The sequence below is a fragment of the Bdellovibrio svalbardensis genome (assembly GCF_029531655.1).
GTDB classification, from domain to species: Bacteria; Bdellovibrionota; Bdellovibrionia; order Bdellovibrionales; family Bdellovibrionaceae; genus Bdellovibrio; species Bdellovibrio svalbardensis.
In genome coordinates this window covers 422,519-434,833 of sequence record NZ_JANRMI010000003.1, presented here as the reverse complement: position 1 = coordinate 434,833, position 12,315 = coordinate 422,519, and the positions used below count along the sequence as shown (strand labels likewise).

Below are 12,315 nucleotides of genomic sequence, written 5' to 3'. Positions count from 1 at the left end.
TTCGATTGTCTCTAAATTTTGAGTTTCGCTTAAAACGTGTAGCCGACATAGAAACGAAGAGCTTGTGCAAAGCCATTTCTCAAATATCTTTGTTGGGCACTGTTGAGTTCATCGCGATAGAAAGAGTCAGAGCTTGTGAGTGTTTCCGACTTCACGGTGCTTGCAAACGGCAGACTGAGGCCAATCCAATCACAACCTAAAGTGAAGTTTTCCCACTGCCACTGATTGCCGATAACCAATCCAGCGCCAAGTGATTCGCCGGTGAAGCCTTCTTGGTTTCCAGTGAACGGATATTTGTATTTATAAGTCACAGAACGATAATCCAAACCGATCTTTGCATAGAATGAGTTGCCGAAGAATTTCTTATAGTGCAAACCCACGGTCGAACCAGAAAGTTCGTATTTATCATCAATGAAGATTGAGTTGCCAGAAATCCCACCGCTTCCGACTTCCAATTGCACTACAGAGTTTCTATCAAGATGATACCCACCAATGATCGCGCTTTCAGAAGTTCCGTTGGGACCGGCGCCGAAGAGCTGCCATTGTGCGGTCCATTTTTTATCCATGCGATTGTGTTCACTGGAATTTTTGTAAACCATCTCAACAGGTTTTTCGACAACAGTGACAGAGTCTTGGGCATGAACTGTGAACCAGCTCATAAAAACAGTCAGGGCAACAACAACAGCATATAGCTTCATAACAACTCCTTGGTTTGTTTGGATGAAACCATTTATACAAGAAGCCCTTTTTGAGGCCTAGGTCTGTTTTGTAAATAGTTGACAGAAGTTTTAACTAATTGGTTAATGGTATTTATGTCTGTTTCCATCTTTCACTATCAGGATTACAAGCAATTCTACAATGCGTGGGTGGAAAACCAGCCGCGCGAAGGCTTTGGGGAGTATCGGCGCTTGGCCCAAGCTTTGGGGGTTTCGACCACGATGGTGAGTCAGGTCTTCAAGGGTGAGAAGCACCTGAGCCTGGAACTTGCGTCCGAGATGTGCGACTACCTGAGGCTGGAAGATGATGAGACTGATTTCTTTTTGCTGTTGGTAGATTATTGCCGAGCGGGCAGTTTCAAATTGCAGAAAAGATTTCTTCGTCAGATCAAGGCTCGTCAGGATAAATCGAAAAAGTTGGAAAATCGAGTGAAGACCAATGAACTGAGCGAAGAAGCACGCAACGTGTTTTACTCAAGCTGGCTTTATTCGGGAATGCGTTTGCTCGTGGATACTGGCAAGTACAATGACGTCGAAGCCTTGGCGAGCTATCTCAATCTGCCCCGGAATCACGTACAGAAGATTTTAGACTTTCTTTTGGCAAATAACTTATTGGTGGAAGATAAACATCGTTTGAAATTGGGAACGGCAAGGACTCATGTCGGCAGTTCTTCACCCTTGGTGAATAGGCATCATCAAAACTGGCGTATTCAAGCGATGGGCAAGATTCAGCAGAATAAAGATGAAGACTTTTTCTATACGGGACCGATGGTGCTGTCGCAGGAAGTGGCTGACTGGATTCGCCAAGAGCTTCCGGCTTTTGTGGAAAGGCTGAATGCGAAGTTGATTCCTTCGCCTTCAGAAGTTGTACGCTGTCTGAATATTGATTGGTTTGAATACTAGTAGCTTCTGAATTTATTGGCCTTTAACCAAGCATCCAATTCAATCTTAGAGATGACGCCTTTTTCATTCCACAGGTTCACTCCCAATCCGCGGATGTTGTCGTAATCATCATTCGATAAGTCGAGGCCACTGCCCACGCCTGGAATGAGGATGGGATCTGTGGAGCTAAATACATATTTAATCGCACAGGCTTCGCGTTCTTTTTTGTATTCGTCGGCTTTGGCCGGATTCAGCTTTAGCAGGGCTGCGCCAGAATAACAGTTATCCAAAGAATTCTTAAGTTTCATCAGGCGAACACCCATAAGAATTTCGTGCAAGATCAAGCGGGCGCGCGTTTCATCCGTTTCGAATCGGTCAAAATGGCGAGAGTTGATCCAAACCGCCTTTAGGTTTTGGAGTGCGAACTGTTGAAGGTCCTTGTCCCCAAAACTCACTCCAATTTGTGTTGCCTTGAGAGAGTTCAAGGACACTGGGATTTTATACCAAGTGCGCTCGGAAGTAATATGCACCATGTCTGAGGCAAAACGCGGATGAGTTTCTGCGATTTTAAGAATGATAGGTAAGACATACTGTTGGTAAGAAGCATCTTCCTGGATGTTTACGGCATATTCTTCGATGCTGTGTCCATCCACGCCATTGCCGCCGCCACTGTCCGTGCCGCCGTCGTAATTGCTTTCGCGACCGGAATTTCCAACATACTCGCGAATAACCTCAGTCTTCTGACCTTGGCAGGCCATGAGGGCAAAGGAAGCAAGAAGTGGGATCAGAACTTTGAGTTTGATCATAATTTAGCTCCCATTTCGGAGCTGAATTTTTCAAAGTTAGAGAGATTGATGGAGGTCTCTTTCAATTTGCCGTTCTCTTTCTTGTAAAGAACGATTTGATTTTCTTCGATGTCAATATAGCCGGTATCGCCACGCAGAGTTTCTGTTTTTGCAGTCTTCTTCGAAGTGATGGTGACTTCCGGTTTTGTTAAAGCGTGAAGCATCTTCATTTGGCTACCCAGCGTTTTTTCAGCCTTGATCACCAAACATTGCTGTTGATCCTGACTGCAAGCTTGCAAGTTAAAACCCTTCATTGAAGACTCAATGCCTTGCGCAGAGGCCAGGGCCCCTGCGAAAAGAATTCCTATTTGAAGGAAGAAGGTCAGAGTCTTCATTGATGAGATCCCGTTTATTTAGTTTGTTGCAAAAGGAAGTCAGCATCTTGATCTGGGAACATGCCACCCAAAGTTTTATCCTTGAATGAAGTTCCTTGTGTGCCTGCTTCGTTCCAAGTCGCCGGCGTCAACATGCGAAGATCCGCAACTGGCTTGTCAAATGGAGCTAGGAAGTTGATGTTTTTGGTAATTTGATTTGCTTCATCACTGCCGATTTTAACGGCCATTGTACCTTTAAGCACTTGCTCAAGAAGGGCTAAGTTCTTTTCAAGATTCGAAGCATTGTCAATGCAAAGACCTTTTTTGAACATATAGCCTTTGCGAGCCACTGGCATTCCGTTTTTATCTTTAGGGCAAATAGAATCTTGGTATTTCATAGCCCATTTTGCAGCCACGCCCAAGTCAGCTCCCAAAGAACGAATCGCCGTAAAACCTTCATTCTTAAGCAGTTTGAAATCCACTTTCGATTGCAACAAGTCATAGGACTCTTTCGCAGTCATTTCTTTTCCAGAATTGTCTTTAGTGTATTGAGCCAAACCGTTGAAGTTGTAACTTGTGTAAAGTGCGAGGTAGAGAATTTCTCCAGCCGCTTCTTGTTTCAAGCTTAGAAGGTCGGCGATGTTCACACGAACGGTCGCAATTTCAGAGGTGTCGCATTCGATCTGGCCATCTTCTTCTTTTGTGCCTGGAACAACGGTGCAGTTGCTTGTCATGTTTTCATTGATTTGGTTCATGAAAATAATCGGATTCACATGAAGCTCTAATTTGAGATCTTGATTCATGGCCACATAGGTTCTGAAATCTTGGAGCGCATTTCTGTAGGCGATCAAAAGATTTTGAACGTCTTCTTCCGTGTTAATAGGTTTAATAACGCCGTCAGCAGGCATGAAAAGGAAGTCATTGATTGGAGAGTTAGGGATCTTCTTCATCTCTTTATCGTATTTCGCGGCATCACCGTATTTTTTTACCATCGGTTTGATATTGGTCATGACTCCGCGGAAGACCATGAATCTTTTAAGGAAGACGCGATAGAATTCTGCTTTTTTGTCGCTTGGATTTTTCTCAAGTGCTAAGGCGAAGGCTCTGTCGGCCAAGTGGAAAGTGTGGGGTGCGATCAGCTGTTCGCCAGCGGCCGTTAATTCATCAGATTGCATTTGTTCATTTACGCTAAGCTGTACTTTAGTGACTTCTTTTGTTTTTTCTGGGGAACAGGCTGAGAGCGTAGCAAGAAGACTTGTGCAAAGTGCGATTGATTTGATCATCTTTTTCATACATTCATCCTTTGGTTAAAAGCGTTTTCGATGTTTGCCATCTTAAAGGCTTTCGCACCGGCTCCACAGATTTGTTTTGTAAATAGTTAGCGAAATAATTAACCAAACAGTTAACATATTTTGCCAGCCCAGTTGAAGTGGTTATTACAAAGAAGGCGCCAAGAAAGGCGCCTAAGATATCAAATATAAAGGGTTTTCAGGTAACTGAGGTGTTTATAGTTTAGACAGTAAGCTGCAAATGGGCTTTGAGTTACACATAAATGGTGATGTCTAAAAGAAAGGTGAGGGCCATCCTCTAGGCTCCACTATGCAAAGTGGTGGTACTAAAAATGGGGGTAAGGTCACAACTACTTTCGGCGCCGGTGTCGCATGGTTTCATCGCAAATTGGCTTAGCCCACGCCATGAGTTTTAGCGGCGCCAGGCTTTTGCAATTTGTTTGCTGAAAAAATCTGGGGCAATGGCATTGATCCAAAGCTTGAGTTTCAAATTAAAATCCGCTTTGTGTGATTCTCCTTCGAAGAACTGATTTACCACGTCGATGGCAACGTCTTCAGGAATCGCATAATCAAAGGATTTGCCGATTTGATAGTAGCGCAAAGATGTACGGCCCATATCCTTTTGTAAAGGGGAGTGCTGGCTTTGAGCAACGTAGGTCATGAAAGGCACATGCTCTGCTTGCTCACGCTGCAAGGATTCGGTCAAAGTCCACAAGGCGGCGTGTGATGAGGCGTAGGTGCTCAGCAAAGGATAGCCGCAGCGACCACTCGAAGACAGAATGTTTAAAACTCCCAGCGGAGAATTGCTCTTCCATTCTTTCAGGTAAGTCTGAATTAATTGAAGAGGGGCAAAGAATTGCACTTCAAAAATCTCGCGAATCTGTTTTTCATTTTGATTTTCTAGCAAGTCGACTGTCAGGCCGCCAGAGGCGTTGATAAGACCTGAATATTTAATGGCCGGCATTTGCGATTTCAATTTCTGCAGCCATCCTTCAGAGGTAAAGTCCACCAATGCCGATCCGGCAATCAGTGCTTTTTCCTTCGCAGAGAGATTATGCAGGAAGGCTGTCATCTTAGGCTCGTTGCGACCAAGCAGGAAAATGGCCTGATCATGAGCCAAAAATTGTTTTGCTACCAACATACCAAGGTTTCCTGTGGCGCCATTGATGATGACTGGCTCTTGAAGAGATGTTGAGACCGCGGACTTGGCTGTAACTGTGTGCGCCTGTGGCAAAGGTTTCTCGATGAGTTCTGCCACGGACTTTACAAAGAACTCCAGCTCCGAATGCAAAGTGAAGAAGTGCGGCGAGACGCGAACGTAATCGCCACGAACAGTGACGGAAATCTTTTTCTTTTCAAAGAACTCGTGAACTTTGCGGTGATCGACCTTCTGCGGAATTCTAAAACAAAGAATCCCAGCGGTCAGATCTTTTTCTCCAGTTAAAAGTTCGAGATTGAGGGCCGTGAGCTTTTCATTAAGAAAGCGAAGATGGCCCTGAATCTGCGCGTGAACTTTATCGATGCCGAAATCATTGATCAGGCGTAAAGACTCTCCCATTCCCAAAATAGGAACATAGTTGGGCAGGCCGGGTTCAAAGCGGGTCATCTCATTGGAAAACTCAAGCTTGGTCAGATCGAAGTATTCAGGATAACGATGGCTGGTCCATCCTACCATCGGGACAAATAAAGTTTCGAGAAGTTCTGTGCGGGCATAGATGAAGCCACAACCCACAGAGCCCAACAGCCATTTCTGGGAACCGGAAGCGAGAAAGTCAAAGCCCATCTCCCGACAGTTGATGGGAGTGTTGCCGATGGCTTGAATGGCATCGACACAAGAATAGACTTTGTTTCTACGACAGAAGTCGGCGAACTCTTTCAGATCAATGCGTTTGCCGGTTTCAAAACTCACCGCACTCACGCTGATTACTTTGACGTTATTAAGATCTAATCCCGAAAGAGCGTCAGTGATGGTTTGATCTTTTTTGATCGAGAAGGGAACCAGTTCAACACCGAAGCGCTCAAGATTCTTCCAAGGGTAATAGTTGGAGGGGAATTCATTGTCGGGGACCAGCACTTTGTCGCCAGATTGTAGGTTCAAAGCCAGGGCGATGGTGCTAACCGCGCTCGAGGTGTTTTGTACGAAGGCGATCTCGCCCGCATGAGCTCCCAGAAAGCGTGCGAGTTCTTTGCGGATCATTTCGACTTTATTTAAGCTTTGATAGAAGTGTTTTCCCAAAGGCTCTTGCATCAGGCCGATTTCGTCTTGCATGACTTTGATGCTCGACGTGGGCACCGGGCAGGTGGCAGCATAGTTGAGGAAGCATTGCCCCTGCAAAAAAGGCAGACCTTTGCGAAATTCGAGGAGTTTTAATTCGGTCATGATGTCTGACCTCGATCTTTCTTTGCAGCCTCTTTATAGACACGAGTGAAGCGAATCATCAGAGTGATGGTCCCGCCGATAATCACCCAATAGAAGAAATAAAGAATAAAGTCCAAGCCCCAATTAAAGCGAATACTAAAAAACTGGAAAAGCGAGCAAAGCATGAGTGCCGCCAGGCGATCTGTTTGTCCTACCGGTCCAACACTTTGCACGGCCAAACCTGAGGGTGCACCAAAGAGTCCAAAGAATGGAACGGCCCACGCAAACAAAAGAACAAATGCTCCTAATGGATAAAGTCCTTTCGTGATGACTAAAGTGGGAATTAAAATCATGTCGCAAAGCTCAGGAGTGATGCGATTGAGGATGTCTCCAAGCACAGTTGATTTTTTGTAGTGAACGGCAACCAAGCCATCCAGCGTGGCCACCACCATACGCACCAGCCCCAGAAGGCCGCCGACAATAAATAGAAAATCAGGTCCGCCAGTCATGGCGTAGTAATAAACCGCCGCCATCAATATGCCGACCGGCATGAGGGCATAGCTGATTTTATTGGGGTCGACATTTTCACAAGCTGGCAGAAGGAAACCAATTACTTTGCGAAAAGGATACTTTAAAAGGTACAAGCCGATATCCATGATGAATCCTTTTATAAAAACTTAATTAGAAAATATGCGACCGGAATAGTGAAAACCAAAGCATCAATACGATCAATGATGCCAGATCCTCCCGGTAACCAAGTGCCAGAATCTTTTTGTCCGTGAATACGTTTGATTAATGAGAACGCCAAATCGCCAAAGAGTCCAAGGATTCCAATCGCCACAATAACAAGCATCAACTTGGTCAAGCCGATATTATCCAAATGAAGGACGCTGAAGCTCAAGGGCAGTCCAATAAGTAAAAGAACGATTGTGCTGACAATTCCCACCCACCAGGTTTTTTGCGGGCTGACATTGGCAGCTACTTTTTTATGAACCAGTTGGCTCCACATTGAAGAGTTCACCGGAGTTTTAGAGAAGGCTTTGCCAATCCAATAAGACACCAGATCGCGAATTTCAGTCAGGAAGACGACAAGCAGAAAGGCGTGGGCTTCCATGCGATATAAAGCGAAGGCTAATGGCAATAGCACTGCAAAAAAACTATATCCCAAAGTCACTGCAGAAAGACTGCGGGCGGGGCCATCGGTCTGATTCTGCATCACATAGAAAATGGGAATGAGCACACCCAGGAAGGTTGCGCTGACGCCGAGGAATTCATGCTCCAGGCCTGAATACAATAGCAGGTAGTTGATCATGCAACCCAGAGCCGGGAACAAGAAGTAGCGATCTTCGATGATTTTCTTTAAAGACTTTTCGTTTGGAAAAACCAGGCTGTGGTATTCGGCCAGGGATAATAAACTTCCAGCACAGAGCAAGAGGGCTAGGACCGCAGGATGCAGCACTAAAGCAATGCCAAAAAGAGAAAGCATCCACCAAAAGGTCAAGGTTCTGGCCATCAGCTCGTGAGCACTTTTATGTCCTTTTTTTTCAAGTTTGGTAATGAGGACAGAGAAAAAAGAAAGAAGACCAATACAAATAAGAAAGAACATCAGCAGCGAAGTCTGGCCGGTACTTCCGAACTGATAAAGGGCGAGCCCATTTGCGATCACAAAGAAAACGATCTGAAACATCTTACCTGCCGTACAAAGTGTGTGATTGGTAGCTGAGTCCTTGTGTTTGTTTTCTAATTTTATAAATTCTTAAAATACCAGTAAGGAAAGTCAGAACCGTCAATACCAGTAAAAACTGATTGATATACATCGCCGTCATCGGCGCAAAGAAGCAAATCACAGCAAATACACAGAAGAGAAGACTGCGTTCGGGCTTGCCACCCAGAACGGATTCTTGGCGTCGAATATGACCAGGCAGAGCGCGGCCCAGTAGTCCCGTGAATTCTGCAAACCAACAGCAAACAAGGAAGAGCGCGAGATGAAAGGCGTTTACGAAGGGAATGAAGAATAGAATCCCATAGCAAATGGTATCGCCCCAAATATCGCCAAGCTCATTGAGAACCTCACCCATTGGAGTGGCGGCATTGTTTGCCCGGGCGATCATTCCGTCTAAAGCGTTAAAGACCAATCGCAGGAGCACTAGAGCTGGAAATGCCAACAAGGGCCATGCCGAGTTCAAATTTCCCGGATCTAATTTAGACAGACCGAAATAAAGAGCGGCCGTCGACAAAAAGACAAAAAGCCAACCCAGCAAGCTTGCATGGTTGGCTGTCATTCCTGAAAATGCAAATGAGGTTGCCAGTTTTTGAAATCTGGCTTTCAGGGAGTAGAGCATATGATTTTAGCTTTCTAGAACGAAGTCCCAGCGAATTTTCACTGTTCCGTCTCCTTCAATAATTCCTTTCGGAGGATTTGGGAAAGGAGCAGCAGCACGGAAGGCTTCGACAGCGGCATCATCGAGATCATGAACGCCGGAATCCATCAGCACTTGAACACGCACGAGGGTTCCTTTGTCATTCAAGACGATCATCAATTTTGTCACGCGGTCCTGACCTGCCGTGGAGGCTGGAGAACGACCTTCTTTGAACATCTTGGTCAGCTTTTCGCGCACGCGGCTTTCCCAGTGTTGGGAAAGCTGACGGCGAATACGATTGTAGTAAGAGTAGTACTTGAACTCACGTGTATTAAGCATGGTTTCAAGTCCGTTCTCGACGTCTTTAATATAGTCGTTCGTTTTACTCGCATCCGAACCGTCTTTGGCAACTTCAGAGCCATCACCACGACCTAGGCCTTGGCCGGCTTCGTTCGCAGCTTGATCGCGTTGTTTCTGTCTCTCCAAAGCGGCGCTAGGATCGAAGCTTTTAAACAGATCCTTTGCCACCTTTTCTTCGCGCGACTTCACGTCCTCTTTGGCCTCGGCTTTAACTTTGCCGTCTCCTTTGGGACCTGATCTTGGCTTGGCGGCTTTTTTCAAGTTTTGAAATTCGCCTTTGTCCACGGCAACAGTTTGCTTGGTGACCTGTTGGTTCTTAGCGCTGAGGAATCGTGCATCCACGGGCTCTTTTTCGTTCACAGAATTTTCATTCTGCTCAACGATTTGATTCATTGGGCGCTCGGCCTGTCTTTTTTCCTGAAGTTTTTCTAACGCTGCCATTTTGGCAAGGTCTTCAGGCGTAAGAAGGTCGATGCTCACGCTTTGCTCTTTAGGCTTTAATAATTCGCTCTCTCCAAAAAGGAAGAGTCCTCCCAATACCAAAACGTGGACGATCAACGAAAGGGACACATACTTTTTGAAAGACGGTGACTTCTTCATAGGACCTCACCCCTCTCTATCGGTATTATGACACGACAAAATGAGGATTGGGTGAGCCAGTGTTAAAAGAATTCGACACAAGTCCAGTAAAGTCTAGCCCCAGACTTTGACGAAAGGGAGTTTCTCGAGTGAAAATGAGACATCTATGAAATTTGACTCGTGGTATTTAACAGATGTAGGCCGCCGACGTGAAACAAATCAAGACTCGTGCTTGATCAATAGAGAGCTCGGGCTCTTTATTGTGGCCGATGGCATGGGAGGGCACTCCGGTGGGGAAGTGGCTTCGGCCATGGCTGTTGAGACAGTTGAAGAGATGATGCTTCAGCCGGATGCCATGAAAAAATCACCACGTGAGCTGTTGCAGCTTGCATATGAAGAGGCTTCTCGCCGCATTTTCGACAAGGCCGCGACGGAGCGCCCAGAGCTGGCTGGCATGGGAACCACGATGGTCATGGCTCATGTTCGCGGGAAACATTTGTATGTGGGAAATGTTGGGGACTCGCGCTGTTATTTATTTAAGAAGCCTTACTTGTACCAGATCACCGAAGATCATTCTTTGATCAACGAGCAACTGCGCGCGGGTGTGATGACTGAAGAACAAGTGATGCAATTCGTCGGAAGAAATGTGATCACGCGAAGTGTTGGTTATGAGCGGGATGTCTATCCGGATATTATCGAGAGAGAAATATCTCCGGGGGAAATCTTCTTGATGTGTTCCGACGGACTTTCGGGATTGGTTTCTGATCAAAGAATTTCTGAAATTTTAAATCAAAATACACCTGACAAAGCGGTCAAAGCCTGTGTAGAACAAGCCCTGGCTAATGGTGGCGATGACAACGTGACAGTGATGCTTTTGCACTTTCATGAATAGTTCTGCTCCGGCGAAGCCGGGGTGTAATCTGCACGAATAGGATAGGGTTTGGAGAAAAAGAAAGTCACATTATTTGTAGTGAGCAATCAAACGGGGAAGACTCGTAAGATTGTCCTTTCAGCCGCATGGTTGAAAGCGATTTCTTTCATCTCAGCGATTGTGATCGTTATCTTCGCCGCTGGTATGGTGGACTATTTTGGTTTGCTTTTGCAGGCCATGGAAAATAAGCGCCTCAAAGTTGAAAATGCACAACTGATCAAGCAATTCCAGATTGTTGAAAGTAAAGTCAGTGCCCTTGAAAACTCCCTGGAGCGTGTGAAAACATTCACAACCAAGTTGAAATTGATCACCAATGTTGATTCGGATGATCGTATTACCAAGCTGACCATGGGGCCTAAGCCCGCAGCCGGTCAGCAAATCGAAGAGTACGAGCCGATGGAGCAAAGACCGGATGGGGAAGCTCTTGCGCAACAGGATCAAGTCTTTGCCAATAAGAAGCCTTTGAACGATCAAATGGGTGAGCTGGCCAATGAGACGACAGATAAAGATTATGCTTCTTTAGTTGTGCGCATTGAAAAGGCCGTTAAAGAAACTCAGCTTAAAGAACAAAGTGTGATCGATTTGTGGGAAGGTTTGTCGGAAAGACAAAGCTTGCTCAGCGCGACTCCCAATATCAAGCCTGCCAAGGGCTGGTTGACGTCGCGATTTGGTTACAGATCTTCGCCATTCTCTGGAAAGTCAGTTTTGCATGCGGGTCTTGATATTGCCGCAGCTCCGGGCTCGCCAGTTTATGCTCCTGCTGATGGTGTCGTGACATTTGCTAGTTATGACGAAGGTTACGGAAAACTTGTCAGCGTGGACCACGGATATGGTGTGAGCACACGCTTTGGTCATATGTCGCAGATCTATGTTCAAGTGGGGCAAAGAGTTAATAAGTGGGATGTTCTTGGCGCAGTCGGTAATACCGGACGTTCAACAGGTCCACATCTTCACTATGAAGTTCGCATTAATGGAACTCCAGTAGATCCAATCAATTACATTCTTGACGAGTGACACAATAAAAATGTTTTTGGTTTCCATGGCCAGAGAGCTTAGACTTTAAGTCAGTGGAGGCCCTTATGAAAGTTCTTGGAATCCTTACGACAGTCTTCTTGCTCTCAATAAAATCAATTGCGGCCTTGCCTCCACAGTTTTCTGAATGTCTGGTGGGGGATAGTGGAACGGTCTCTACTCAGGATCTGCGCGCAATCGCCAAAGTCTCAAAAGTGACCTATTGTCAAAATCAATTGGGTCTAACCAATAAGTCGGATACCGTCGACCTTTTAAAAGATAAAAATATTCAGTTGGGTATTTCCCTTGCGAAAACTAATTATAGCCGAGAAGACCTGGTCGAAATGGCCAAGGCCGGTAGCTTTGTTTTGTATGTGGATAGCTCTAAACTGGCAAAAGAATATTTGATTGATATCGCCAAAGCGGGGGCGCAATTGGTTATTATTAGCGCAACCTCAGGGCTGTCGTTCAGCGATCTGCGTGACATTGGTAGAGCAAAATCTTTTGTCTATAACGTCAATTCTGGAGTCGTGAAAGAGGATCTCAAAGCCCTTGTCGATATCGGTGTGCAGGTGGTGATTCGTTCGAATCAATCGGCCTTGTCGAAGGAAGATATCGTCGAAGTCGCCAAGGTGAATTCTGATCTTGTCAGTATTATGCCTTAACGAC

At 45.7% G+C, this 12,315-nt stretch carries 13 protein-coding genes; 4 read left to right on the top strand and 9 right to left on the bottom strand.

Translation table 11 applies throughout. The features are described from left to right. Positions 1-29 precede the first annotated feature (29 nt). Positions 30-698, bottom strand: coding sequence for a hypothetical protein (locus tag NWE73_RS12170; protein ID WP_277578605.1), 669 nt, complete (start codon positions 696-698; stop codon positions 30-32). A 114-nt stretch (positions 699-812) separates the two neighbouring features. Between NWE73_RS12170 and NWE73_RS12165 the strand changes: the two genes are divergently transcribed. Further along, complete coding sequence (locus NWE73_RS12165) at positions 813-1,619, top strand: TIGR02147 family protein (protein ID WP_277578604.1); 807 nt, start codon at positions 813-815, stop codon at positions 1,617-1,619. Here NWE73_RS12165 and NWE73_RS12160 read toward each other — a convergent pair. The 8 genes from NWE73_RS12160 to NWE73_RS12125 form a co-directional block, all read right to left on the bottom strand. After that, positions 1,616-2,404: a hypothetical protein gene (locus tag NWE73_RS12160; RefSeq protein WP_277578603.1), complete on the bottom strand. Its 789-nt coding sequence runs from the start codon at positions 2,402-2,404 to the stop codon at positions 1,616-1,618. The two genes, NWE73_RS12165 and NWE73_RS12160, sit on opposite strands and share 4 nt — an antisense overlap. Then, the gene (locus NWE73_RS12155) at positions 2,401-2,778 is read right to left on the bottom strand and encodes a hypothetical protein (RefSeq protein ID WP_277578602.1); all 378 of its coding nucleotides are present in this window, start codon (positions 2,776-2,778) and stop codon (positions 2,401-2,403) included. The genes NWE73_RS12160 and NWE73_RS12155 overlap by 4 nt, the downstream gene beginning before the upstream one ends. A gap of 14 nt (positions 2,779-2,792) precedes the next feature. Beyond that, the gene (locus NWE73_RS12150) at positions 2,793-4,049 is read right to left on the bottom strand and encodes a hypothetical protein (protein WP_277578601.1); all 1,257 of its coding nucleotides are present in this window, start codon (positions 4,047-4,049) and stop codon (positions 2,793-2,795) included. Between the two features lie 409 nt (positions 4,050-4,458). Continuing rightward, on the bottom strand, positions 4,459-6,426 hold the full coding sequence (locus NWE73_RS12145) for an aminotransferase class V-fold PLP-dependent enzyme (RefSeq protein WP_277578600.1): 1,968 nt from the start codon (positions 6,424-6,426) through the stop codon (positions 4,459-4,461). Continuing rightward, positions 6,423-7,061: a hypothetical protein gene (locus tag NWE73_RS12140; RefSeq protein ID WP_277578599.1), complete on the bottom strand. Its 639-nt coding sequence runs from the start codon at positions 7,059-7,061 to the stop codon at positions 6,423-6,425. The genes NWE73_RS12145 and NWE73_RS12140 overlap by 4 nt, the downstream gene beginning before the upstream one ends. Positions 7,062-7,072: 11 nt before the next feature. Next, a complete protein-coding gene (locus NWE73_RS12135) occupies positions 7,073-8,092 on the bottom strand; it encodes a phosphatidate cytidylyltransferase (protein ID WP_277578598.1) in 1,020 nt (339 codons plus the stop codon). 1 nt (position 8,093) lies between these two features. Then, complete coding sequence (locus NWE73_RS12130; RefSeq protein ID WP_277578597.1) at positions 8,094-8,747, bottom strand: CDP-alcohol phosphatidyltransferase family protein; 654 nt, start codon at positions 8,745-8,747, stop codon at positions 8,094-8,096. 6 nt (positions 8,748-8,753) lie between these two features. Then, on the bottom strand, positions 8,754-9,725 hold the full coding sequence (locus tag NWE73_RS12125) for a cell envelope integrity protein TolA (RefSeq protein WP_277578596.1): 972 nt from the start codon (positions 9,723-9,725) through the stop codon (positions 8,754-8,756). A gap of 145 nt (positions 9,726-9,870) precedes the next feature. Between NWE73_RS12125 and NWE73_RS12120 the strand changes: the two genes are divergently transcribed. The 3 genes from NWE73_RS12120 (at position 9,871) to NWE73_RS12110 (ending at position 12,311) form a co-directional block, all read left to right on the top strand. Continuing rightward, the gene (locus NWE73_RS12120) at positions 9,871-10,596 is read left to right on the top strand and encodes a Stp1/IreP family PP2C-type Ser/Thr phosphatase (RefSeq protein WP_277578595.1); all 726 of its coding nucleotides are present in this window, start codon (positions 9,871-9,873) and stop codon (positions 10,594-10,596) included. Between the two features lie 48 nt (positions 10,597-10,644). Beyond that, positions 10,645-11,649 carry a M23 family metallopeptidase gene (locus NWE73_RS12115; RefSeq protein ID WP_277578594.1) on the top strand — a complete coding sequence of 335 codons (1,005 nt, stop codon included), beginning with the start codon at positions 10,645-10,647 and terminating at the stop codon, positions 11,647-11,649. Positions 11,650-11,714: 65 nt separating this feature from the next. Beyond that, on the top strand, positions 11,715-12,311 hold the full coding sequence (locus NWE73_RS12110; RefSeq protein ID WP_277578593.1) for a hypothetical protein: 597 nt from the start codon (positions 11,715-11,717) through the stop codon (positions 12,309-12,311). Positions 12,312-12,315: the final 4 nt, after the last annotated feature.